The organism is Natrialba chahannaoensis JCM 10990 (genome assembly GCF_000337135.1).
Taxonomy (GTDB): Archaea; Halobacteriota; Halobacteria; order Halobacteriales; family Natrialbaceae; genus Natrialba; species Natrialba chahannaoensis.
Genome location: NZ_AOIN01000046.1, coordinates 55759 through 78186 on the forward strand (window position 1 = coordinate 55759; position 22428 = coordinate 78186).

The 22428-nt window shown below is 62.4% G+C and carries 25 protein-coding genes; 8 read left to right on the top strand and 17 right to left on the bottom strand.

Annotated elements, in window-relative coordinates; translation table 11 throughout:
* Positions 1-26 precede the first annotated feature (26 nt).
* Both C482_RS07675 and C482_RS07680 read right to left on the bottom strand, forming a co-directional pair.
* Positions 27-437 (bottom strand): hypothetical protein, encoded by a 411-nt coding sequence (locus tag C482_RS07675; RefSeq protein WP_006166963.1) that lies wholly within the window; start codon positions 435-437, stop codon positions 27-29.
* Positions 434-1303 (bottom strand): succinylglutamate desuccinylase/aspartoacylase family protein, encoded by an 870-nt coding sequence (locus tag C482_RS07680; RefSeq protein WP_006166964.1) that lies wholly within the window; start codon positions 1301-1303, stop codon positions 434-436. The genes C482_RS07675 and C482_RS07680 overlap by 4 nt, the downstream gene beginning before the upstream one ends.
* A 256-nt stretch (positions 1304-1559) precedes the next feature.
* On the opposite strand from C482_RS07680, the gene C482_RS22645 reads away from it, so the two are divergent.
* Complete coding sequence (locus tag C482_RS22645) at positions 1560-1688, top strand: hypothetical protein (protein ID WP_006166965.1); 129 nt, start codon at positions 1560-1562, stop codon at positions 1686-1688.
* Positions 1689-1731: 43 nt separating this feature from the next.
* Here the strand turns inward: C482_RS22645 and C482_RS07685 are convergent, their stop codons facing one another.
* Entirely contained in the window at positions 1732-2418 is a 687-nt protein-coding gene (locus C482_RS07685) for a DJ-1/PfpI family protein (protein ID WP_006166966.1), read from the bottom strand.
* A 276-nt stretch (positions 2419-2694) separates the two neighbouring features.
* Here C482_RS07685 and C482_RS07690 point away from each other — a divergent pair, with 276 nt between their 5' ends.
* Entirely contained in the window at positions 2695-3177 is a 483-nt protein-coding gene (locus C482_RS07690) for an Hsp20/alpha crystallin family protein (RefSeq protein WP_006166967.1), read from the top strand.
* Between the two features lie 41 nt (positions 3178-3218).
* Here the strand turns inward: C482_RS07690 and C482_RS07695 are convergent, their stop codons facing one another.
* The gene (locus tag C482_RS07695; RefSeq protein WP_006166968.1) at positions 3219-4271 is read right to left on the bottom strand and encodes a DHH family phosphoesterase; all 1053 of its coding nucleotides are present in this window, start codon (positions 4269-4271) and stop codon (positions 3219-3221) included.
* 382 nt (positions 4272-4653) lie between these two features.
* Between C482_RS07695 and C482_RS07700 the strand changes: the two genes are divergently transcribed.
* Together C482_RS07700 and C482_RS07705 are read left to right on the top strand one after the other, a co-directional pair.
* A complete protein-coding gene (locus C482_RS07700; RefSeq protein WP_049896569.1) occupies positions 4654-5832 on the top strand; it encodes a thiolase domain-containing protein in 1179 nt (392 codons plus the stop codon).
* Positions 5832-7310: a zinc ribbon domain-containing protein gene (locus C482_RS07705; RefSeq protein WP_006166970.1), complete on the top strand. Its 1479-nt coding sequence runs from the start codon at positions 5832-5834 to the stop codon at positions 7308-7310. The genes C482_RS07700 and C482_RS07705 overlap by 1 nt, the downstream gene beginning before the upstream one ends.
* A 248-nt stretch (positions 7311-7558) precedes the next feature.
* Here C482_RS07705 and C482_RS07710 read toward each other — a convergent pair whose 3' ends face one another.
* The 10 genes from C482_RS07710 to C482_RS07760 all read right to left on the bottom strand — a co-directional run bounded on the left by C482_RS07710 (position 7559) and on the right by C482_RS07760 (position 14666).
* Complete coding sequence (locus C482_RS07710; RefSeq protein WP_006166971.1) at positions 7559-7774, bottom strand: hypothetical protein; 216 nt, start codon at positions 7772-7774, stop codon at positions 7559-7561.
* A 353-nt stretch (positions 7775-8127) separates the two neighbouring features.
* Complete coding sequence (locus C482_RS07715) at positions 8128-8544, bottom strand: DUF3054 domain-containing protein (RefSeq protein WP_006166972.1); 417 nt, start codon at positions 8542-8544, stop codon at positions 8128-8130.
* A gap of 348 nt (positions 8545-8892) precedes the next feature.
* Positions 8893-9519 carry a toll/interleukin-1 receptor domain-containing protein gene (locus C482_RS07720; RefSeq protein ID WP_006166973.1) on the bottom strand — a complete coding sequence of 209 codons (627 nt, stop codon included), beginning with the start codon at positions 9517-9519 and terminating at the stop codon, positions 8893-8895.
* An 82-nt stretch (positions 9520-9601) separates the two neighbouring features.
* Entirely contained in the window at positions 9602-10063 is a 462-nt protein-coding gene (locus C482_RS07725; RefSeq protein ID WP_006166974.1) for a hypothetical protein, read from the bottom strand.
* A 154-nt stretch (positions 10064-10217) separates the two neighbouring features.
* Complete coding sequence (gene tpiA / locus C482_RS07730; protein ID WP_006166975.1) at positions 10218-10862, bottom strand: triose-phosphate isomerase; 645 nt, start codon at positions 10860-10862, stop codon at positions 10218-10220.
* Between the two features lie 390 nt (positions 10863-11252).
* The gene (locus C482_RS20360; protein WP_083858593.1) at positions 11253-11816 is read right to left on the bottom strand and encodes a multiprotein bridging factor aMBF1; all 564 of its coding nucleotides are present in this window, start codon (positions 11814-11816) and stop codon (positions 11253-11255) included.
* A 97-nt stretch (positions 11817-11913) separates the two neighbouring features.
* Positions 11914-12525: a CDP-alcohol phosphatidyltransferase family protein gene (locus C482_RS07745; RefSeq protein ID WP_006166978.1), complete on the bottom strand. Its 612-nt coding sequence runs from the start codon at positions 12523-12525 to the stop codon at positions 11914-11916.
* On the bottom strand, positions 12522-13106 hold the full coding sequence (locus C482_RS07750) for an adenylate kinase family protein (protein WP_006166979.1): 585 nt from the start codon (positions 13104-13106) through the stop codon (positions 12522-12524). Before C482_RS07750 ends, C482_RS07745 begins: the two co-directional genes overlap by 4 nt.
* Positions 13103-14260, bottom strand: a complete 1158-nt coding sequence (gene hisC, locus C482_RS07755) for a histidinol-phosphate transaminase (protein ID WP_006166980.1) — start codon at positions 14258-14260, stop codon at positions 13103-13105. Before hisC ends, C482_RS07750 begins: the two co-directional genes overlap by 4 nt.
* Positions 14261-14369: 109 nt before the next feature.
* Positions 14370-14666, bottom strand: a complete 297-nt coding sequence (locus C482_RS07760) for a hypothetical protein (protein WP_049896559.1) — start codon at positions 14664-14666, stop codon at positions 14370-14372.
* A 33-nt stretch (positions 14667-14699) separates the two neighbouring features.
* Between C482_RS07760 and C482_RS21475 the strand changes: the two genes are divergently transcribed.
* A complete protein-coding gene (locus C482_RS21475; protein ID WP_161605591.1) occupies positions 14700-14840 on the top strand; it encodes a hypothetical protein in 141 nt (46 codons plus the stop codon).
* 81 nt (positions 14841-14921) lie between these two features.
* Here C482_RS21475 and C482_RS07765 read toward each other — a convergent pair whose 3' ends face one another.
* The 3 genes from C482_RS07765 to C482_RS07775 form a co-directional block, all read right to left on the bottom strand.
* The gene (locus C482_RS07765; RefSeq protein ID WP_049896560.1) at positions 14922-15617 is read right to left on the bottom strand and encodes a hypothetical protein; all 696 of its coding nucleotides are present in this window, start codon (positions 15615-15617) and stop codon (positions 14922-14924) included.
* Between the two features lie 137 nt (positions 15618-15754).
* Positions 15755-17518, bottom strand: coding sequence for an ATP-dependent DNA ligase LigA (ligA, locus tag C482_RS07770; protein ID WP_006166981.1), 1764 nt, complete (start codon positions 17516-17518; stop codon positions 15755-15757).
* 71 nt (positions 17519-17589) lie between these two features.
* Positions 17590-18678, bottom strand: coding sequence for an outer membrane protein assembly factor BamB family protein (locus tag C482_RS07775; RefSeq protein WP_394295536.1), 1089 nt, complete (start codon positions 18676-18678; stop codon positions 17590-17592).
* A 115-nt stretch (positions 18679-18793) separates the two neighbouring features.
* Between C482_RS07775 and C482_RS07780 the strand changes: the two genes are divergently transcribed.
* From C482_RS07780 to cofD, 3 genes are all read left to right on the top strand, one after another.
* Positions 18794-20353 (top strand): hypothetical protein, encoded by a 1560-nt coding sequence (locus C482_RS07780; protein WP_006166983.1) that lies wholly within the window; start codon positions 18794-18796, stop codon positions 20351-20353.
* A 110-nt stretch (positions 20354-20463) separates the two neighbouring features.
* On the top strand, positions 20464-21273 hold the full coding sequence (locus tag C482_RS07785) for an aldo/keto reductase (protein ID WP_006166984.1): 810 nt from the start codon (positions 20464-20466) through the stop codon (positions 21271-21273).
* A 161-nt stretch (positions 21274-21434) separates the two neighbouring features.
* Positions 21435-22427, top strand: coding sequence for a 2-phospho-L-lactate transferase (gene cofD / locus C482_RS07790; RefSeq protein ID WP_006166985.1), 993 nt, complete (start codon positions 21435-21437; stop codon positions 22425-22427).
* The last annotated feature ends 1 nt before the right edge of the window (position 22428 follow it).

Below are 22428 nucleotides of genomic sequence, written 5' to 3' on the forward strand. Positions count from 1 at the left end.
AGACACTCACCACGACGTTGTTCGTCTCAGTTGTCCAACTGGCGAGATTCGCTGGATTCGCCGGGTGAGCGATCTGACCCCGTATTGTCGCCAGCAGCGCGCCGAACGCGAACCCACTCGTAGGCGGTGCCGACGCTGACCGCGATACCGTAACAGGCACCGAGGAACGGCACCCAGTACACCCAGAACTCGAACCGTGGCTCGATGGCGTTGCCAATCGCCGTCCCGATGCTGTAGATGACGTACCCCGGCAACGCCAGCGGCGAGAACAGTGCCGTCCGGAGCCAGCCCAACGCGAACGGCACGATCAACAAGATTGTAGTCGCGACCGTCGCCGGACTCGTGAGCGCTCGGCGGCCGATCTCGAGCCGGCCTGCGTGCCCGGTCGATGGCTCCGATCCTCTCCCCGACTCCGGTCTAGGAGAGTCTCCGCTCATGCGTTTGTCCCTCCGTCTGGTTCCGTTTCGGACTCCTGTCCTGACTCCGGTGCACCCGCTACGCCAATTCCCGTGTCGTACTCGAGTCCCCCATGAGCCGCGAGGACGTGTGCGGTCGCGAGCCGAGACTGTTCGGTCATGGTTGCGTGGTCGAGGAGGAAGGCGGTGGTCTCGAAGAGATAGGAGGTCGCATCGAGTTCGGCGGCGGCCTTCTGGAAGAGCAGTGGGCCGCCAGCGGTGCTCTCCTGTGAGGTAAAGCGGTGGAACGGCAGGTACCAGGGGACGGCGTCTGCGGTGAGCGCGTTGGCAATGGCGCGGCCGTGAGCGTCTGTGGAGTGAAAGAGTGTCTGGCCGACGTACTCCTGGTGGAAGCCGTAGATCCCAAGCGAGCGGTGGAGATCGAGGACGACGTCGGGGTCGTACCGCTCGACCGCGTTCCAGATGCCGCGTGCGAGGTCGCTGGTTGGGTCCTGGTTAGCCGGGAAGTGGCGGTTCAGATCGCCGTCGACGCCACCGCGTTCGTCGTTCTCGACGGCGACGCGGTCGGTCTCGGGAACGACGACGAGTCGGCCAGCATCGGGTGCCCACTCGGTGACGTCGTGGGCGGCCTCAATGCCGTTGCGTTCGTCGCCATGAACGCCGCCGAAGACGATCACCGTCGGTCCCGGTTCGGGAGCCGTGAGCTCGTACAGCGTGGTTTCGTGGACAGTATCGGGTAGCAGTCGTGTCGTCTCGGTAACGATGTCGTCCCTCCCTTCCCGCGCCGCTGCAAGCAGTGGATCGTTGCCGCCGGGTCGACTCACGACGCCCGCGATGGCTGTGCCTGCGAGTGTTGTCACCGCGGCGAGCGCACTCCGACGCCTCATCAGTAGCTGTGATCGGATCAGTCCTCAAGCACCTTCTCCTTGACGATGTGAGTGTGATCAGAACGTACTGGTATCGCTATCCCGTCGAATTTCTCTCGTATACTGGCTCAAGTGACGACTTCGGTGTGTGTGTGTGTGATAGGTAGTATCTAGTGAGAATGAACACCGTGTCCACCTTACTCAATAACGACCGTTAATTTTGGATGGTGAAAGAATAGTTCCGAACGCGTAACTGCACGCGGTGTATACCACTGATATGGAACGTCGAGACCCGATTACGAACGTCCCGATCGACGACGGTGATATCCCCGTCTACCTGCCTGGAACGCCGACGCTTTCGTTCGTTCGAACGATCGAACGAGCGATCGACATGCTCCAGCGATAACACGGAGTTGCCAGCAAAACGAACGTCTACCGGTCTCTGACTCTTACGCTGCCGAGACTCCGAGCTCGTCGAGCAGCGTCTCCGCCGCCGCACTCGAGGACTCCGGTCCACGAGCTGTGAGGAGGTCGCCATCTACAGTGACGCTCGTATCCTGGTCGAGTTCGGCGTCCCAGCTGCCGCCTGCGGCTTCAACCTCGTCTTCGACCCAGTAGGGTAGCTTGCGACCCGTCGGCATGACGTCGTTCTCGTCGACGATCTCTGCTTCCCACTCGGTCGGGAAGCCGGTCACGTCGCGGCCCTCGACGATGAAGCCGCCATCGCTGCCGCGGGCGAACGCGAGCAGGCCGACGGCGTGACAGACGACCAGCGCCTTGCCCTCGCCCTCGACCGCGTCCCGTAGGAGTCGCCGAGCGTCGCTGTCCTGATTCACGTCCCATTCAGTGCCGTGCCCGCCGGGGAAGACGACGGCATCGTACTCCGCGGCATCTGCTTCGGCCGTCGGAATTGGATCGTTGAGTCGCTCGTCGTTCTCGTGGACCTCTCGGACGTGCTCGGCGGTCTCCTCGCCAACCTCGTCCGGATCGGCCGATGTCTCGTCGAGTTCTGGCGGCCCACCCGAGGGCGTTGCGACCGTGATTTCGACGCCCGCATTCGAGAGCGTCTCGAGTGGCTCGACGCATTCTTCTCCCCAGTAGCCTTCCTCGCTAACGACGAATAGTGCGCGCGTCATGGAGACAGTCTTACGCCGAGCAGCCTGAAAACTCCACCACCACCAGAGGGTGCTGCCGGGACCGTGTCACCGTTTTCCGTTTCGGTCGGCGATGCTGTCGCCGGTACCGTTCTGAGTGCTCGCTGCTGTTGCTGTGTCGGCTACGAGAGCACCTACCGTACGTTGTCTTCATCATGCACAGCCAAAGCTACCATGGCACAACACGTTATCGTTGCTGACGGTCAGACGGAGCTGAAGTGGCCTTTTTTGGCGTCCGTGGTGTATGTCATGGTGACTATGGCAGACAGATCGAGTCCCTTCGACGGCATCGAGGAACTGCTCGAAAAGCTCAACCGCCAGCTCGAGACGGCCGCCAGATCCTGGGAGCAAAGTATTGAGGATCAAAGCCAGCGGCGGCTTGATCTTTCGATGAATGTTGGAAGCGGGTCGACCAGCCTCGATATCGCAGACGAAGACGAGGAGTTCGTCGTCACCGTCGACGTTCCCGGATACGAGACTGACGACCTCGATATTCGACTGTCAGGCGAACTACTCACCATCGAGGGAGAACGCAAGCGTGCGGAAGGTCACGATGACGAGGAAGATCGCGGCGTCTACATTCGACGGGAGCGCGAGGTCCAGTCATTTAGCCGCAAGGTCACGCTTCCGGCCGCCGTCGACGCCGACGGAATCGACGCGACGATCAATAACGGAATTCTGACGATACGGCTCCCAAAGCGTGAACCGGACAGCGAGTCCCACCGGATCGATATCGACTAAACCCCAGTCAACTGGCCGGGGGAGTCCGCCGTCGGTTGCTGTCAGGCGTCGAGATTCAGCGCCTCGAAGAAGCGACTCGAAATCCGGCCGCTGACGAAGTCCAGAAGCTGCTCTGCGTCGCCCACTTCGTCTGCGAAAATACCGAGCTCGATGTACCCACCCGCCATGTCGTGGTGGCCACCCGCGGACCCCAGGTCGCCGAACCCGGCGTCAAGCGTCTCGCCCATATTGATTCGCGGATCGATTGAACGGCCGCTGATTCGGATCGCGTCGCCCACGATACCGTAGACGAGCACCGTATCGACCCCTTCGAGATTGAGCAGGTAATCCGCTGCCTGGGGGAGCGCGTCCGTCTCGGATGTTTTACCGACGCTCGCGACCAGCGAGGATCCCCGGCGCTCGCGCGTATCGATCGCCCGCCCGATCGCATCGAGTGTCCCCGGCGAGAACGCACTTCCATACAGCTGTTCGAGTACCTCCAGTTCTGCATCGGAATAGACCCAGAGTGCAGCTTCGTACTCCCGTCGGGACGGGTCACGGACGAAATCCAGGCGCTCGCGATGGAGTGCAAACAACAGTGCTGAGGCGAGCCGACTGGTCAACTCGATATCGAGCTCGTCGAGATACTCGACAAAAATGGTCGCCGTCGCGCCGTACTCCGTCCGAACATCGGCGAACTCAGCGTCGCCACCGTCGTCAGGGTGGTGGTCGACGATGATATCCGGTTCGACCTCCGTCTCGAGCGACGTGTTCTGCCCGCTCGCGTGATCGACGAACGCAACACAGTCGAACTCCTCGAACGCCACGTCCTCGAGAGGGACGACCGTGAGTGTGAGCATATTGACGAACGCTCGATTCTGCTGGTGTGAAATCTCGCCGCCGTACGTAATTACCACTTCCCCGATATCGTGTTCGTCGGCAATCGTCTCGAGTGCGAGCGCGCTGGCCAGGCAGTCGGGATCCGGATTGTCGTGACAGACGACGACGAGCGAGGAGGCGGACTCGAGAACCGAGACGAGATCGGCCGCGCGTGACATGTCGTCATCCAATACGTGAAACAGCCGTTTGAACCCAGTGACGGTACGGAGACCCATCGGCAACCGTCTCGCGAGCCAATGGCTCGTTGACTGAGGGTACTCGAGTGGATCTGTGTCGGCCCGAGTCGTATGCTGCTGATATATTGGTGTAGGGGTCCGTTGTGCTGCGGTATGTTGTTGTATACTGCTGTCGAATGTCGATAGAGACCACGATTATGTCAGTTGAAGTCGGCCCACACTCGTATGACCCCAATACGAGCTCGGTTCAATGGCCGTACGGGTGGTCAAACCAAAGGTCATCGCTCATACTTAGACGTTACTATCGACATGTCCCGCCCAATCCGGCAGCCGCCGGGAAATCGCCGCGAGACGTGTCAGTGTTGTCGCCATGCGAATCCTTGACGAAATCTATTTCATACCGGGCACTCCGTTCACGAGTATGCGAGATGCCTACCTCGTCGGTGCGGGACAGTCGGCCTACGGGGCGTTTCCATCCGAGAGCTACCGGTCATTGTTCCGGACAGCGTTCGAAGACGCAGTAGCAAGTGTTCCGAACGGGCTCGAGACGGGCGACGTTGACGAAGCCTTCATTGGCACGCTCGGCGTCGGTGGCCGTCAGCTCGGTCTCTCGGGCCCGGCGGTAACCGAACACGTCGGTCTCGACGGTGTTCCCTGTACGCGCGTCGAAAACGCCTGCGCAGCGAGTGGCTTTGCGACACGCCAAGCCGTTCAGGCGGTCAAGTCCGGCATGGCGGACGTCGCTCTCGCGGGCGGCTTCGAGATCATGACGGACATGAGTTCGGACGCGACGAAGTATTGGCTCGGTGTCTCCGGCGAAACTGAGTGGGAGCGCCTCTCCGGCACCACCTTCTCGGGCGTCTATGCCCAGATGGCCAGTGCTCACATGGACAAGTACGGCACCACGCGCGAACAGCTCTCGCGCGTCGCTGTCAAGAACCACGCGAATGGCGCGAAAAATCCGCACGCCCAGCTCGGCTTCGAGTGCTCACTCGAGGAGGCCCAGTCGGCACCGGTCGTCGCAGATCCGCTCAATCTCTATCATTGCTGCCCGACCTCTGATGGGGCAGCCTGCGCGCTGATCGTCAGCGAGGATGTCGTCGACGAGTATACGGACGATCCGATCCGCGTCGCCGGCGTCGGTGCCGGCAGCGACAGTGTTGGACTCTTCCAGCGTGACTCCTACACTGGCGTCCCGGCGAGCCAGCGTGCCGCCGAGACGGCCTACGAGGTGGCTGGCATCAGCCCCGAGGAGCTCGACTTCGCGGAGGTTCACGACTGCTTTGCGATCGCCGAACTGCTGGCATACGAGGATCTCGGCTTCTGTGAGAAGGGTGAAGCCGGTCAGTTCATCGAGTCCGGCGCGACCGAACTCGGCGGTGAACTCCCCGTCAACACGTCGGGCGGCCTCAAATCGAAGGGGCACCCGATCGGGGCAACCGGGGCCGGCCAGGTCGTCGAGGCGTTCAAACAGCTCTCGGGCAAAGCCGGCGAGCGTCAGATCGAGAACCCCACACGCGGGCTCACGCACAACGTTGGCGGCAGCGGTGGTGCATCTGTGATTCACGTATTCGAGAAGGAAACGGAGGTGAGCGTCTGATGGCCGCCATCACCGCCGTCGGCGCGTACGCACCACGATTCCGGATCACGGCCGAGGAATTCGCAGATGCCTGGGGCCACTTTCAGGCCTCCGGTATCTCGGAAAAGGCCGTCCCCGCAGCCGACGAGGACGCCCTGACGATGGGTTACGAGGCCGCGACGCGCGCACTCGAGGCAGCGGAACTCACTGGCGACGCTATCGACTGGCTCGCGTTCGCATCCTCTCACCCACCGGTCGCAGAGGAGGACCTGACGGCTCGCCTGGGCGCGATGCTCGCCGTCAACGAGTCGGCCACCCGTCACGTATTCACTGGCAGCACGCGGGCCGGCACCCGCGCGCTCTGGGCGGGTATGGACGCAGTCGACGCGGATGAGACCACGACGGGGCTCGTCGTCGCCGCCGACGCACCGGTCGGCGAACCGGATAGCGAACTCGACCACGCCGCCGGTGCGGGTGCCGCCGCGTTCGCCCTCGAAGCGAGCGGTCCCGCCGACATCGTCGACCGTGCCGAGCACTCCCTCCCCTACCCCGGCACCCGGTTCAGAAACACCGGCGAGGAGGACACTCAGGGCCTCGGCGTCACCCAGTACGACCGCCAGGCGTTCACCGAAACGATTGGCGGCGCTGTCGACGCACTCGAGTCCGATTCCAGCGACGACCTCGAGCCAGCGTCCGCCGCTATCCAGGCTCCGAACGGGAAACTCCCCTACCGCGCCGCCGGCGCGGCCGGCGTGGGAACCGACGAGATCCAGGCCGCTGCAACGGTTCACGACCTCGGCGACCTCGGCGCTGCGAGCGTTCCAGTTTCGCTTGCCAGTGCGCTTGCAGAGGACCACGAGTCGATTCTGGGCGTCTCGTTCGGTAGTGGAGCCGGTGCCGACGCGCTGGTACTCGAGTGCAGTGGGAGCGTTCCGGCACAGGTTGACTTGGAGACAGACACGAACGGCGCAGACGACGAACAGACACTCTCGTACGCCGAGTACCTCCGCCAGCGCGGTGTCGTCACGGCGGGACCACCCTCGGGCGGCGGTGCGTACGTCAGCGTTCCGTCGTGGCGACGGTCGATTCCACAGCGGTACCGACTCGAGGCGGGCCGCTGTCCGGAGTGTGGTGCACTTTCGTTCCCACCAGAGGGTGCCTGTGATGAGTGTGGGTCGCTTGCTGAGTATGAAGCAGTCGAACTCGCGGACACAGGCCGTATTGAGGCTGTAACGACGATTTCGCAGGGAGGTGCGCCACCAGAGTTCGCGCCACAGCAGTCACAGGCCGGTGACTACGCGGCGGCGATCGTCGAACTTCCGGTTGCAGAGAGTTCGAGAACGGAGACAGGTGAGGGGACCGTGAGCCTCCCCGCGATGGGGACCGACGCTGCACCCGACGCCTTCGCAGTCGACGATGAAATCGAGACGACGATTCGGCGGATATACACGCAGGAGGGCGTGACGCGGTACGGATTCAAGGTTCGGCCAGCAGCGTAACGATCACCTGCAGTCGAGTTCGAACCCGGCATCGTGCTACCGTTGTGGTCAGCGCTGTTGGCCGTTGTATAGCCGCTGTCCGTTGTATAGTTCGTATCTCTCTATCGTGTGGTCGGTTGTTGCTCTTGCGTGCTCGTCTGTACTGTTCTGGCAGTACAGCTGCACAGTGACCGCTCACGGGTAACACGACGGTGACTGTGGTAGGGAAAAACGGTTCGAGAAGGGAATAAAATGACTGGAGTGGACGACTAGTCCGCGTTGAGCGGTGGCTTGGCGGAACGGGCTTCGTCGGAGACGTCTGCGGGCGTATTGACGAACATCGCATGACCGATGATCGCCATCGCGGTGAACGCGCCGATCGGGACGGCTGCGGTCAGCGAGATGCCGACGAACGTCAGGGCTGCAGTGATTCCAACCAGTGCGACTGGGATAAGGCCAAGAACAATGTCGTAATATCCAGTCATAATCTATCCAATAGTACGTGAAATGCGTATATAAGTGTTTCCCATAATCGCTTGATATTGGATTGGTTTCTAATCCATATTCTGGGCACTGGATATCCATAACTTATGAGTTGCTTATCGACGAGTAGATATGGATAAGAATAATCATGTGATGACAGAGATATTCGTCGAAGATACGATACAACGTCAAATAGAGACGTAAAACCGTACGACGGGATGACTATGGCTAGTGTTGACACTAGTCATTTATGAGTCGAGCGAGACAGTCCAATAGTTTATACTGCTATCAGTGCCACAATATTGTTCCTCATACCTGATATGTTCGAGAACACAGATAACCAGTGACCAGAGCGTTACCGCCGGACAAGCACGGCATACCCAACACGCCAGCCGACGAGGGCAACCAGCCCGAAGCCAGTGATGACGAGGCCGAACGGCCAGGCAGCACCCCCATCGAGGAACGGCGAGACACGGAGGGACAGACCGATATTCGCCGCCGCGATCCACGTCAGTGCTGTCAGCCGCGCTGTCCCGGCTACCGACGCTGTCGCGTCGCGGATGTACAGCCCAGACAGTGCCGCCATCGCGCCCCAGCCCAGCAGGAACGGGGCCAGCGCCTCGAGTAAGGTAGGAACACCGTCGACTAGACCGTGGGAGTACTGACCGTACAGGATCAACGCCGTCAGCAAGGCGACGTCGACGGTACCGATCAACAACGTTTCGCGATCGAAGATCGATGTGCGCTCATCCGCCTGCACTGCAGTGTCCATACACGCTGCTCGGGGCCGTATCCCTATTGATGTCCCGATTTCAGCCGCTGCGTTGGCTCATCACATCGCCCACTCGCCGGCAGGAATTGACAGGGGAGGAGGAACCCGGCGACTGGCATCGCCGAGTTGCCGCATGTCGTCCCAACGGACGAAGCGTCTCCGTGCGAGGACGTCCTCGCACGTCCCCTCGAACGAACGGGAGCGGCTTTGTTATCGGACCCCTTCATCACTCTTCCAGCAGTCGGGAGCACAGCCTGTCCGGTGTACGGCGTGCATACTACTCGAGTAGCCGCCGTATGGAGTCCCAAACTGGACCGCTGGATGTGGCTATGGATGTGGATGCGAACATCATTGCGCGTTCGTCTCAGCACTGCCGTCCTCTCGACGGAGATACCCGATCGTCCCCGGATCGAAATAGTAGCGCGAGCCACAGTTTCTACAGTCGGTCGACAGCGCCTGGCCGTGCTGGTGGAGCTTCCAGAGCTTCGTCTGGTTGCGTTCGATCTCGAGTGTCACCGGTTGGTCACAGTTCGGCACGGTACACGGGAACCGGACGTACCAGTTCGGCACCGAAAGCGCACCGAGCGGGGCGAGTTCGCTCCGCAGTCGGCACAGCAGGTTGAAGATCGTCACCGAGGGATTCTCGCGGTCGATGACGACGCCCTCGACGTCGCTGATGAAACCGCCACGGCGGCGCTCGTCGTCGTACAGCGGCAACACGGGGATGCCCTTCGCCAGCGCGTAACCGATCTCCTGATTGATCCACTGGCTGGTCATCGCTCGTTCAGTGAGCACCGCAACGACGACATCGCTGTTCGCCAGCCGGCCCTCGAGACGCGCGCGTGACCCACCCGATTCGACCTCCTCAAGCACGATGTGGACGCCGAACGGGAAGTTCTTCACCGTCGAGAACAGGTCCTGGACGAGCTCAAGATCACCTGGTGCATGCGAGACGAAGACCTGTTCTCCGGACATACTCTTTCGTCGAAACGTTGGGGCGTGAGCTATTATTAAGGTGTCTACTCTCGTGACTCACCACCAGTGGCCGATGCAGGAACTACTCCTGCGAAATCGTCTCCAGGACCCGCTGTGAGAACGCCACCTGCGAGAGTTCGTTCGAGAGGTTCTCGAACCACGCAGCCTCGACGTGCCAGCTCCCTCGCCGGTCTCCATCCGTCGTCAGTGACGTAACCTCGAGTCGCCCCGGCTGCCACTCCCGTTCCTCGGCAACCGCCAGCAGCGTCCGAAGCACCGCACCGACCTCGTTACTCGTCACCCCCGGTGCCTCCGAGACGGTTTCGTACTCGAGTACGATCGGAGCCGATTGCTCGTCACCGCTGGTAGCGTCCTTCTCAGTGTGTGTTTCGGTGGTACTCGCAGTCTGATCCGTCGCCTCGCTTTCGCTCTCGCTCTCGTTCTCGCTCTTGTCCCCATCCCCCTGTTCGAACGCCGTCACGTAGATGCCGTGGCTCATGAGCCGGTTCTCGAGTGCGACAGCCACGGGCCGCTCGTCACTCATACGACACGTGTTATCGTGTTGTGAGAAAAGGTGTTGGGTCGGGTGTGTACTGTGCCGGCTTTGTGTACGACTTGCAAGCGACTTCGTTGAGCGGCCGTGTTGCACACCGTCGCTGAGCAATCGCTGCCGCGAGGACGACTTGGCGAGGAGTCACTCAGAGCGGGTCGACCAGATCCTCAAGTGCAGCCGTCGGATCGTCTGCCTTCGCGACGCCGCTTGCGAGCAGGACGCCCTCGGAGCCGAGGTCGCCGGCAGCGACCACGTCGTCGCCGGTGCTGATACCTGCACCGCAGAGCACTGACACACTGTCGTCGACGCTCTCGGCTGCGTCTACGGCGTCCTCGACGACATCAGGATCAGCCTGACTGACCGGCGTTCCCGTCCCGATAAGCTCCGGCGGTTCGACGGCAACGGCGTCCGGCCCGAGCGCCGCGACGGCACCGATCTGGGCCGGGTTGTTCGCACAGACAACCGTTTCGAGGCCGGCGCGCTCCGCCGCCTGCACCGAGCCATCGATATCGGCGAGCTTCAGGCGCTGCTCGGAGTGATTGATCAGGGTACCCGCTGCACCTGCGTCGGCGACCGACTCGGCGAGCGTGTGGCCGGTGTTGCTCCCGTGCTCGATCGGATCGACATGCTGCGCCCACGTTTCTGCGCCCGTTTCGGCGACGCGTTCGAGGTGTGCCGCCTGGGGTGCGACGGCGAGGCGCGCGTCGGTATTCTCGTTGACATCGCGGACGGCCTCCGCAACGGCAACTGGATCACACGGATATGTCTTTAGGTTGACAAGGACAAACATCGCTATAGGAGAGAGACCCGTCCCGCGAAAGAAATAGCTTGCGAGTCAGCACGCCACGTCGCGCCACTCCGCCGACGCTGGGAGACAGGAGGTGACAGCGGCTATAGAAGCCACTGCAAGTCACTACATACCTGATCGCACGACGGCAGCGCGGGTCGGAGCGAGTGAACTGAGCGAGAACCGCGAACGTGCGATCAGTGTGTAACTAGTTGCAGTTGNACCTGATCGCACGACGGCAGCGCGGGTCGGAGCGAGTGAACTGAGCGAGAACCGCGAACGTGCGATCAGTGTGTAACTAGTTGCAGTTGTTACTATAGTACTCGAGTGGCACAGACGACGCGCCCGCGTCACACCGGGCGCGTCTATACCATCTGCCGGTGCAAGCTGCTTTCAGTCCTTGCGCTTGACGACGTCACCGAGCGTGTAACTGCCCGACGAGGAGCCGCCGGACCACTCGGAGTCATCGCCCGAACTCCCCTCTGCGCTCAGATCGATCTCGAGGAAGCGCTCGAGTTTCGACTGGACACGATCGCTCGGCAGCGTGTCACCGCGCTCGATCTTTCGGATGAGACTCGACTTCTCGTTGAGCTCGTTGGCCAGATCGGACTGGCTGAGACCCTTGTCTTCGCGTGCGGATCGCACGAGGTCGTCGTAATCGGGTGCGAGCTGGTCCATATCGTCGAACATGTCTGTCCGACGCTGGGAACTCGAACTGGAGCTAGAACTCGACGAAGACGAACTACTCGTCCCGCCCGAACCGGCGGACTGGCCGCCCGAATTCGAGGACGAAGACGAGGAGCCGGTCGAGTACTTGGTGGACGTGCTCGAACTCGAGGTCTGTCTGACTTCGGTGCCGAAGTCCGTACAGTTCGAACACACGTCTAACTTCGCGCCCTCGACCTTGATGGTCTTCGGAGACGACGTCTCGGCGCCACACATCTCGCACTGAACCATGCGCGAACCTATATCGCGGCGAGTCATAAACCATGCGGCGCGTTGCTGATCCGAAGAGACTCGCCCATACAGCGCGATGCCGGTTACTCGAGGCGCGTTACTCGAGTGCCGTCCAGGAGTAGAAAAAGCGCTGGAGCGCCGTCAGGTGGCCGACGACGGCGAGGAAGACGAGCAGCCAGCCGATTAGCGTCAGGCCGGCGACCTCGCCCGGGATGGGGTAGGCCAGGAAGCCGACGACGCCGATAATCGCCAGTCGATCCGCACGACCGACGAGACCGCCGTAGACCCGGTCGAGGCCGACAGCCTGGGCCTGCGTCCCAAGATAAGAGGTCATCACGACGCCCGTGACGGCGAGGAAGCCGAGCAGGTAGTCACCGATGCCAGCCGCGAGCCCGGCGATGATGACGATGTCGGCGTACCGGTCGAGCACATGATCGAGCAGGTCGCCGCCCGCCGACGCAACCTCCTGTTCACGCGCGAGTGCGCCGTCGACGATATCGAGCCAGCCGTTCAAAAAGACTAACACGGCGGCGACGGCGTACCAGACGGGCGCGGCTCGTCCGCCCAGGAAGAACGCCCCCGCAGCCAGGACTGCCATCCCGAACGCGACAACACTCACGCCGTCGGGGCTCATCCCGATACGGTCGAATCCTTTGACGAACGGGTCCAGAAAGCGCGAGACGTACGGCCTGAACTTATCGAGTGTCATGTGAGATACTCCATGAAGTCGACCTCGCCAGCACTCGGCGCGCGCTCGCCGGCCACGACGGCCGCGAGTTCGTCCGCGACGGCTGCCGGCTCACGATCCGTCGTATCGATTTCGTAGACGGACTCGAGTCCGTGCTGGTCGACGGCTTCCGAGAGGATTACGTCGAGGGCTTCGCTCTCGGCGTTCTCGGCTGCCTTTCCTTCGGTTTCGCCGCGTTCTCGGAGACGATCCGCAAGGTCTTCGGGGGCACACCGGAGGACGGCGACGCGGTCGGCGTCGAAGTGGTGGGCGAGGTGGGAGTCGACAACGAGGGTATCGGCGTCGTGGTCGTCGAGCCACTCGGATAGCCCGTCCAGGTCGGCGACCTTGCTCTCGCGGTCGGGGTCGACCTCGGTGTAGAGTCCTTCCTCGGCGAGCACGTCGTTGAGGTGGACGACTTCGAACTCATCGAGGTCAGTGGCTTCACCGTCCGCATTCCCGTCTTCGCTGTCCGCCTCTTCCTCCCCGGCGAGCCGATCGGCCAGCAGTTCCGTCGCGGTCGTCTTTCCCGTTCCCGGGGTACCGGTGACGGCGATTCTCACGTGTCGGTCACCTCACGTTGGCGGTCAGCTGCAGGATCGATGTCAAGGTCCAAGTCCAGGTCGGGGGCTGCGAGCACCTCGTTGAGCGTCTCGATCGCGCGCTCGGTTTCGGCCTCGGTGCCGCAGGTGATGCGGATGCAGCCGGGTAGCCCGAAGCTCGTACAGTCCCGGACAATGACGCCGCGTTCCTGCATCGCGTCTGCCACGGCCGAGGCGTCGCCCACGTTGGCGAGGACGAAGTTTCCCTCACTCTCCCAGACGTGCGCATCGATTTCCTCGCGCATGGCCGTGCGGGACTTGCGTGCCGTCTCGACGGTACGCTCGACGTGTTCGTCGTCGCCGAAGGCGGCCAGCCCGGCTCGGCAAGCGAGTTCGCTCGCGGCGAACGGCGTGTTCACGCGCGTGTAGGCGTCTGCCCACCCGTCGGGAACCACGGCGTAGCCGAGTCGGAGTCCGGCGAGGCCATAGGCCTTCGAGAACGTCCGCAAGACGGCGATATCGTCGCGCGCGTCGAAGCCGTCTCGGCCCTCAATGAGCGCGACGGCGCTGTCGACGTCGGCGAACTCGCCGTAGGCCTCGTCGACGACGACGAGCGTTTCCTCGTCGGTTTCCTCCGCCAGGCGCTCGATCTCGGCGAGGTCGGTCGTCGAGCCCGACGGGTTGTGCGGGCTGGTGAGATAGACGATCCGTTCGCCGTCGTAGTCCTCGAGGACGGCTGCTGCGGTCTGGGTGAATCCGCCCTCGCGGTCGAGGCTGTACTCGCTCACCTCGCCGTGGTGGAATCGGGCGCTCATGCCGTAGTAGGCAAATCCGGGCGTCGGAACGAGCACCTCGTCGCCGGGTTTGATGACGGCCCGTGAGAGGTAGTCGAGCGCCCCGTCACCGCCGTTTGCCAGCCAGACCTGTGCGGGTGAGACATCCCAGTGGTCGGCGACGGCTTCGGTAAGGTCTGTGTGCGTGGATTTCGGATACGAACTGACACTCGAGGCAGCCTCGCGGATAGTCTCGACGGCGGCCGGCGAGGGTCCGTGCGGGTTCTCGTTCGAGGCGAGTTTGACGAACTCCGAGGGGTCGCGCCCGAGTTCACGGGCGACTTCCTCGATGCCCCGACCCGCCTCGTAGGCGACGTGATCGGACAGATCGCGCGGTTGCATACGCGAAGCCTGTTCGCCGTGGCTCTTAAGCGTGCTCACCTACTGTCGCCATATCGTAGTGCGGGGCGCTGTTCGTCGCTGATCGTTCGTCATGGGAGCCACCACCTGTTCACTCGACGAGATCGAACCCGACCGCGATCGTACTCCGTCCGGCAGTCCCCCAGTAGGAAAATCGATACCGGCCAGCGCTGAGTTCGGGACAGACCGTAAGTCGGTCTTCGTGGATGTGGCCCTCGAGACTTCCGTTTTCGATGAGTTCGAACATCCACTCAAACGCCTCTCCCGGCGGATGCAACACCCCTTCGTCGGTATACGTGAACGCCACGTTGTCGCTCCCGACACGAACGTCCTGCCAACCACCGTTCGTCAACTTCTCGAAATTGTACTTGGCTGCGTTCCCCGTCATCACCGTCTCGGAGGAGACGTTCCAGAGCCGAACGTGGACCTCGTCACCGCGTTCGAACTCGAGTGCGTCTGCCGCATCGTCACCATCACCACTACTACTACCATTACGACCACTACCGCCACTATCACCACTCCCATCGAACTGCGGATTCTCGACCCGCAGCGCGAGTTGTGAGACACCGGACTCGTCGTGGTCGTCGCCCCATACGACGTCATCCTCGTCACTGCTCGGATGCCGGTCGACCTCATCATCAGGTCACTCGAGTACACTGGCTGGCTGCGGATCGTGGGGTGGCTGAACAAAGCCGGGTAACTTGGACGCGTCGAGCAGCCCGCTGGTGGTGTCGACCTCGCTCGTCTCACCCCAGCCGTCCGTGATCGAGACGGTGGCTACCGAGGGGAGATCGTCGCCGGTGATTCGAACGAGTGCGGCGGGGTAGGTGATCGTCTCACCACAGGCCTCGCGCTCCTCGCTCGTGTCGACTGCGTGGATGCTGGCGGTGATGGCTGTCTGGGGCTCGGATTCGTTTTCCAGCACATCGTCAGTAACTGCGACATCCGAAACGGCGAGTTCGTCGACGCAGGTGTTCGGTCCGACGGTCTGGGCGCACAGCACGACCGCGTCGTCGAAGTCAGTTTCCGACAGCCAGGCTTCGAGCCCGTCGACGCGTTCCGGATCAGCGACGAGCCACGCGATATCCTGTGGCGACTCGGCGACAGAGACGAGTCCAGTTCGGTCGTCAGCCTGGGCCCACTCCGGTCGTGAGAGTGACCCACCGAGTTGAAACGTTTCGACCGACTCGACGTGCGAATTAGCGTTTGTTCCGCCTGCCTGGGTGCCGTTGGCACCGTTCGGCTCATCTGCGCCACCGTCGTTCAGACAGCCAGCGACGGCGAGTGTACTTACCGACCCCGTCGCAACGAGTGCGTCGCGTCGGGTGTACTGAGTCATACGCACACTACGATCGTTGTGTATAAATTACCTTAGCTAGCTCAAAGAATCATTGTATGTTTCTTGACGCCCGGAGCGCTCATCTACATGCCAACGCCGACTGAACCGACGGTGCTACCTGCAGAAGCAGTAGGCTGCTACGATTCGAACAGCGTCTCGAGTCGCTCGAGCGTCTCCGCTCCCTCGGTATCCTTGTCGTATCGCACACCCAGGAATCGCGGGAATCGCAGCGCATAGCCCGACGAGTATGTCGGTGAGGTCTGAATCTCCTCGTAGCCGACCTCGAAAACGACGGCCGGCTCGAGTTCGACTGCCGTCCCGTCCTCCGCGACGATGTGGGGTTCCAACAACTCCGTCAACTCTTCGAGCTTCTCGTCCGTGATTCCCGTCGCGACCTTGCCGACTGCTTCCAGGTCGTCGCCGTCCCGAACCGAGAGTTCGAACGTCCCGAGGAACGTCGCCCGTCGGCCCTCGCCCCACTCTGCGCCGGTAACGACGCAATCGAGCGTCTCCACGTCCGGTTTGCGCTTCTGCCAGTTCTTTCCGCGCCGGCCCGGCGAGTACGTCGAGTCGGGGTTCTTGAGCATGATCCCCTCGTGGCCGGTCTCGAGTGCATCCGCGTCGATGGCCTCGATTTCGTCGGGGTCGTCGGTGACCCACAGCAGTGAGAAGCCGTCGATCTCCTCGGGTTCTTGCTGGGGCTCCGCCGCGAGTACCGACTGGAGTTGGTCGTGTCTCGCAGTGAGCGGTTCCTCGAGGAGATCGTCGCCGTCGGCGTGCAGACAGTCGAAGAAGACCGGGCGAACGGTGACGTCTTCGCGGGCCTTCGCCACGTCGTGCTTGCGCCGGAAGCGCTTGAGTACCTCCTGGAATGGAAGGGGACTGCCATCGTCGTCGATCGCGACGACCTCGCCATCTAGGATCGCGGGGCAGTCGAGGTGCTGGTCGGCGAATTCGACGACCTCCGGGAGTGCGTTGGTGACCGCTTCCATGTTACGCGAGAAGACGTGCGTCTCGCCGTTACTGTCGCCGTCTGGATTGCCAGGGTTCGTTGGATCGTGATGCAACTGGATGCGAGCACCATCATATTTCCATTCCACGGCCGCAGCGTCCCACTCCTCGAGTGCATCGGTAACCGTCCCCGCCTGTGCGAGCATGGCCTGGACTGGGCGACCGATCTTGAGTTCGATCTCGTCGAGTCCGCTGACACCGTCATTGCGGGCGGTCTCGGCGACCTGGCCGTAGTCGTTCGAGACCTGTAGCGCGCGCTCGACCGGCTCTTGGGGAACGTCGAAGGCCTCGGCGATGGCGTCCCGGACGGTGCCCTCGCCGACGCCGATGCGCATCTCCGAGAGGACGAGGCGAGCGAGGTAGCGCGCTTCGTCGCTCGAGCAGCGGTTGAACAGCCCGAAGAGGAGGTCGACTTTTCGGTCCTGACTGCCCGAGCCTTCAGCGGCCGCGAGGTCGGTGAGTGTGTCGTGTACCTTGCGGACGGTGAGGTCGTCGGTGCCGTTGCCGCCGTTGTCGTCATTGTCGTCGTCAGCGCCACCAGCACCACTGCCACCGCCGCCCACGAATGCGCCCAACCCCTGCTGGCCGCCGAAGTCGTAGCTCGCCGCCACTGCGCCGATTTCGCCGCTCTCGGCGAGTCGCTCCTCCACGTCGTCTGCGCCGACGTTCGTCCCTGCAGCGCGGGCGATGGCCTCGTAGCAGGTGTTCGGCCCGATATCGAGCGTGGTCGAGTCCCAGGCGGGGAAGACCCGGCCCTGGACGAATCGGGCGACGATTGGGAGGTCGTCGCCGGCCTCTGTGAGGAGGTCGCGAACATGGGCGACGATCTCGAGATCCGCGGATTCGGCCTCGATCGTGGCGGCGCGGTTGGCAAACGTGGCGAACTCCATCGGCGGTGTCTATCGCCGGGGAGGCTAAAACGGTTCTGAGACCGGCTGACTGAGGTCGCTTTCTGGAAGGGCTATCGCTCGAGTGCGTGAAGCGTGCCGTCGAAACTACCGACGACAACCAGTTCGTCACTAATCGTTGGCGTTGATCCGACCTCGTCGTCCGTCTGGTACGACCAGCGTTCGCTTCCGTCAGCTGCGTCGACTGCGTATAGTGAGCTATCAGCGGATCCGACGTAGACAATTCCGTCGGCGGACGAAGGCGAGAAGACAAGTCCATCTGTGTCGAACGTCCACTCCTCGGTTCCGTCGCTGGCATCGACGGCATATAGGTTGCCATCGCCACTGCCGACGTACACTGTCCCGTCAGCGACAGTGGGAGTTGAATTGGTCCCCCCGTTCGTCTCGAACGACCACAGTTCTTCACCGTGGGTATCGACCGCGGAGAGGACGCCGTCGGAATTCACGACGTAGATCGTTCCATCGACGACGGTCGGATCAGAGACAATTGAGCTCTCGGTTTCGAACGCCCACTCTTCAGTCCCATCTGCAGCGTTGAGGGCGTATAGCGACTCATCACGACTGCCGACGTAGACTGTCCCGTTGTCGACTGCAGGAGAGGTCTGGACGCTGTCTCCCGTTTCGAACGCCCACTCTTCCGTTCCGTCGACAGCGTCGAGTGCGTATACAAACGAGTCGTTGCTGCCGATGTAGACGGTGTCGTTTGCAACCGTCGGTGACGAGAAGATTGGGAGCCGTCCGATAGTAGGCGAAAACGACCAGTTCTCGCTCCCGTCGAGGTGAAATGCGTGAACCAGATCCAGGATCCCACTCCGGCCGGTGCTTCCAACGTACACTCCGTCGTCAGTTACTGCCGGTGTGACCCGGACCTCGTCGTCCATCCGAGGGCCAGTGCTCAACGCTCTTTCGCCGGTATCCGTCTCGAAAGCGTGTACGCCGCCTGCTTGGCTGCCGACGTAGACTCGATCATCATGCACAGTCGGGAATATTCGAACGTCCGTCCCCAACTGGGCTTTCCACCGACTACGGTCGTCTTCGGCAAGCAGTTCGGTGCAGCCTGCGAGACTGACAGCACTACCACCAGTGATCGATAGTCGCTTCAGATACGTCCTACGAGTCGACTTGTCTTCTGTGGAGGGCACGATTTCAACGTTCGACTTTTTTCACATATATTTTATTATTTTTACCATATTAGGGCGTGTAAACGCGCCAAATCAAGGACGTGCATTTAAACCAGTCGCGCACCCACACCGACGTATGCCACCAGGGGACCTCGCAGCGCGGGTCACAGACGTGTTGTCGGTCGACGCCGACGGCTACCGCGAGCACGCCGAGGCGGACGCCGAGGTGATCAAAGACGCAATCGAGGACGGCATCTTCGATAACCCACAGGCCATCGTCGGACTCGAGTACGAGTTCTACGCGATCAAGGACGACGACTGCACGCTGCGGCGAGTGCCGCGGCGGCTACTCGAGTTGATCGGTTTCGAGAAGGAACTCGGCCTGCACAACGCGGAGATGACGACGAGTCCGCAGCCACTGAACGGCCACGGGCTGGCGGCTCAGGAGTCAGAGGTCAAGGCACGTCTGCAGACGGCGCTGAAGGTGACCGAATCAGAGCGCATGCGACTGGTGAGCGACGGTATCTGGACGATTCCACCGGAGGGCGAGGACGCGACGACGTACCTCACGGACAGCGTCGAGCGCACCGTGGAGGACGAGGCTGCGGAGGGCGGCGACCGCTCGATTCGTGTCGCAACGAATATGAGCGGATCGGCGCGGTATCATGCGATGGCTAACACGGACCGCGCCGACGTTGCCGGCATGCGAGTCGAGGCACCGCACGTCTCGTTGCAGGCCGATACGGTCATGCCCGAGAGTTTGATCACGTCGATTCAGCCCCATTATCAGGTGGCCCATGCGCCTGATCTGCCGACCTACTTCAACTATGCCGTCCGGACCGCCGCCCCACTGCTCGCACTCGGTGTGAACTCGCCGTTCTTCCCTGCCGACCTCTACGACGACGAGGCGACGGCCGAGGACGTGCTCGCCGACGGGTGGATGGAGCACCGGATCAGCGTCTTCGAAACCGTCCTGAACGACCCGAACACGGGTGAAGGGAAGGTGCGGTTTCCGCAGGATCTCGACGCTGTCGAGGAGGCCGTCGACCGCATTGCCACCGACGACACGATGGTTCCGATGCCCGTCGAGGCCGGCGAGCGCTTCGACGACCAGTTCCCCCACTTCCGGCGCAAGCACGGCACCTACTGGCGATGGGTTCGGCCCGTGTTCGGCGGCCCGACTCGCTCGGCCGCGAACGCACGCATCGAGTTCCGGCCGATTCCCGCCCAGCCGACCGTCCGGGACTCCGTCTCGTTCCTTGCGGCGTTCGCCGGCCTCCTCGAGAGTCTGGTTCGGCTCGAACACCCTGTCCACGAACTCGACTGGCAAACCGCCCGCAAGAACTTCTACGCAGCCATGCGCGACGGCCTCGAGGCCGACATCGTCTGGATTACCAACAACGGCAAGGAGACGACGGATACGCTGGCGCTCTACGAGGACCTGTTGGCCCACGCCGAGGACGGGCTGACGAGTCGTGGGTTAACCGACGAACAGGCCGCGAAGTATCTCTATCCGCTTCGCCGACGGGTCCGCCAACAGTTGACACCGGCCCGGTGGAAGCACGACCAGGTTCGTTCGTCGGTCGACGACGGCGCGGATCTGGCGACGGCGATCGAAACCATGCAACGAGAGTACGTGCGTCGCCAGCGCGAGACGCTGCTGGAAGGAAGCTTCGCTGACTGGATCGGCGACTGAGCGCACTGACTACCACCGACTACTTCAACGCTGTCTTCGACCGACCATACCCACCGTCCTCGCTTGCCGCTTCCCCCACGCCCGTGTACCGTGTCCCCGTAGCCCGTCCTATGTCATCACAGTCACCACCACAACTCCCACAGCCGGGTCTCGGCACGTCCGGCCACGAAGGGGAGTCGTGCACCGACGCCGTCGTCACCGCACTCAAGTCCGGCTACCGTCACATCGACACCGCGCAGCTGTACGACAACGAGGAAGCCGTCGGTCGCGCGCTCGAACAGGCCGACGTCGACCGCGAGGAGGTCTTCCTCGCGACGAAGGTCCACCCGTCGAATCTGGCCGCGGAGGACGTACTCGAGTCCACCCGTGAGAGTCTCGACCGACTCGGCGTCGACACGGTCGACCTACTGTATGTCCACTGGCCAATGGGTGAATACGACGCCGAAGAGACGCTGCCAGCGTTCGACGAGGCTGTCGAGGAGGGACTGACGCGCCACGTCGGCGTGAGTAACTTCACGCCGAATCTCCTCGAGGAGGCCGTCTCCATGCTCGATGCACCGATTGTGGCTCACCAGATCGAACTCCATCCCGAACTCCAGCAAGATGAACTCGTTTCGCTCGGCCGCGAGCACGACGTCCAGACGGTCGCGTACTGTCCAATTGCCAAGGCTGAAGTCGCGGAAATCGACGTTCTGCAGGAGATTGCCGACAACCACGACGCGACGCCGATCCAGGTCGCGCTGGCGTGGCAGTACGACCGCGAGGGTGTTGTCCCGATTCCGAAGGGGACGGGCGAGCACATCCACGAGAACTACGAAGCGCACGAGATCGAGTTGACCGACGACGACCGCGACCGAATCGCCGACCTCGACGCAGGTGAGCGACTGGTCGATCCGGACGACGCAGCTTGGAATCAGTAACGGACGGCGCTGCCTGGAACCGGCAATAGGCCGCGAGGGCTGAATCGGAAACGGGCGGCGAGGTCCACAAGTATTCGCCACCGGCGGTTGAATAATCGTGAGGTGTGGTACCATTCTCTGGGCCACAAGTGATTAAGTATTCACAGGCAAGAGTCTGGAATATGGTTACCTTCCTCTCCGGGGGCACCGGAACGCCGAAGTTGCTTGATGGTGCTGGTGCCGCGTTCTCACCGGAGGAGACCACGATCGTCGCCAACACGGGCGACGATATCGAACTCGGCGGACTGTTCGTCTCGCCGGATGTCGATACGGTACTCTTTCAGGGTGGTGGGATCCTCGATCGCGACACGTGGTGGGGCATCGCAGGCGACACACACCGAACGAACTCGGCGCTGATGGACATCGCGGCAGCGGCTGATCTCCCCGAGGGGCCACAGTACCTCCCCGCGGAGAAACAGACCGCCAGCCGCGACCTCGCCAACTGGCGTCGCTTTTCGGGTGTCGCCGAGTTCATGACGATCGGTGACCGGGATCGGGCGGTCCACCTCACGCGAACTAGCCTCCTCGATCAGGGCGATACGCTAAGCGAGGCGACTGCCAAACTCGCCGACGCGTTTGGGCTCTCGGTCGACCTCCTCCCAATGAGCGACGACCCCGTCGCGAGCCTGATTCACACACCGGAGGGAATGATGCACTTCCAGGAGTACTGGGTCGGCCACCGCGGCGAACCAACCGTCGAAACCGTCGAATTCCGCGGGTCGTCCATGGCACAGCCGGCTCCCGGTGTGCTCGAGGCACTCGAGGACACCGTCGTTATCGGCCCCTCGAATCCGGTCACCAGTATCGGCCCGATGCTCGCGCTGCCGGGATTCGCGGACGCGCTCGCCCAGACGACTGTCGTCGCCGTCTCGCCGTTCCTCGGGGACGAGGCGTTCTCTGGCCCTGCGGGCGATTTGATGGAAGCAGTCAACGCCGAGCCGAGCACCGAGGGGCTCGCAGCCGCCTACCCGTTCGCAGACGCCTACGTCATCGATACGAACGATGACGCGGAGTTCGACCGGCCGACGATCCAGACGGATATCCGGATCGACGACGAGGCCGATGCCGAACGAGTTATCCGCGCTATCGCCGAAGCAATCGATATCGTCAATTAGG

Excerpts from the sequence above, each read along its gene's own strand:
- C482_RS07675 (WP_006166963.1), bottom strand. The coding sequence starts at position 437 with ATGAGCGGAGACTCTCCTAGACCGGAGTCGGGGAGAGGATCGGAGCCA.
- C482_RS07680 (WP_006166964.1), bottom strand. The coding sequence starts at position 1,303 with ATGAGGCGTCGGAGTGCGCTCGCCGCGGTGACAACACTCGCAGGCACA.
- C482_RS22645 (WP_006166965.1), top strand. The coding sequence starts at position 1,560 with ATGGAACGTCGAGACCCGATTACGAACGTCCCGATCGACGACGGTGAT.
- C482_RS07685 (WP_006166966.1), bottom strand. The coding sequence starts at position 2,418 with ATGACGCGCGCACTATTCGTCGTTAGCGAGGAAGGCTACTGGGGAGAA.
- C482_RS07690 (WP_006166967.1), top strand. The coding sequence starts at position 2,695 with ATGGCAGACAGATCGAGTCCCTTCGACGGCATCGAGGAACTGCTCGAA.
- C482_RS07695 (WP_006166968.1), bottom strand. The coding sequence starts at position 4,271 with ATGGGTCTCCGTACCGTCACTGGGTTCAAACGGCTGTTTCACGTATTG.
- C482_RS07700 (WP_049896569.1), top strand. The coding sequence starts at position 4,654 with ATGCGAGATGCCTACCTCGTCGGTGCGGGACAGTCGGCCTACGGGGCG.
- C482_RS07705 (WP_006166970.1), top strand. The coding sequence starts at position 5,832 with ATGGCCGCCATCACCGCCGTCGGCGCGTACGCACCACGATTCCGGATC.
- C482_RS07710 (WP_006166971.1), bottom strand. The coding sequence starts at position 7,774 with ATGACTGGATATTACGACATTGTTCTTGGCCTTATCCCAGTCGCACTG.
- C482_RS07715 (WP_006166972.1), bottom strand. The coding sequence starts at position 8,544 with ATGGACACTGCAGTGCAGGCGGATGAGCGCACATCGATCTTCGATCGC.
- C482_RS07720 (WP_006166973.1), bottom strand. The coding sequence starts at position 9,519 with ATGTCCGGAGAACAGGTCTTCGTCTCGCATGCACCAGGTGATCTTGAG.
- C482_RS07725 (WP_006166974.1), bottom strand. The coding sequence starts at position 10,063 with ATGAGTGACGAGCGGCCCGTGGCTGTCGCACTCGAGAACCGGCTCATG.
- tpiA (WP_006166975.1), bottom strand. The coding sequence starts at position 10,862 with ATGTTTGTCCTTGTCAACCTAAAGACATATCCGTGTGATCCAGTTGCC.
- C482_RS20360 (WP_083858593.1), bottom strand. The coding sequence starts at position 11,816 with ATGGTTCAGTGCGAGATGTGTGGCGCCGAGACGTCGTCTCCGAAGACC.
- C482_RS07745 (WP_006166978.1), bottom strand. The coding sequence starts at position 12,525 with ATGACACTCGATAAGTTCAGGCCGTACGTCTCGCGCTTTCTGGACCCG.
- hisC (WP_006166980.1), bottom strand. The coding sequence starts at position 14,260 with ATGCAACCGCGCGATCTGTCCGATCACGTCGCCTACGAGGCGGGTCGG.
- C482_RS07760 (WP_049896559.1), bottom strand. The coding sequence starts at position 14,666 with ATGACGGGGAACGCAGCCAAGTACAATTTCGAGAAGTTGACGAACGGT.
- C482_RS07765 (WP_049896560.1), bottom strand. The coding sequence starts at position 15,617 with ATGACTCAGTACACCCGACGCGACGCACTCGTTGCGACGGGGTCGGTA.
- ligA (WP_006166981.1), bottom strand. The coding sequence starts at position 17,518 with ATGGAGTTCGCCACGTTTGCCAACCGCGCCGCCACGATCGAGGCCGAA.
- C482_RS07780 (WP_006166983.1), top strand. The coding sequence starts at position 18,794 with ATGCCACCAGGGGACCTCGCAGCGCGGGTCACAGACGTGTTGTCGGTC.
- C482_RS07785 (WP_006166984.1), top strand. The coding sequence starts at position 20,464 with ATGTCATCACAGTCACCACCACAACTCCCACAGCCGGGTCTCGGCACG.
- cofD (WP_006166985.1), top strand. The coding sequence starts at position 21,435 with ATGGTTACCTTCCTCTCCGGGGGCACCGGAACGCCGAAGTTGCTTGAT.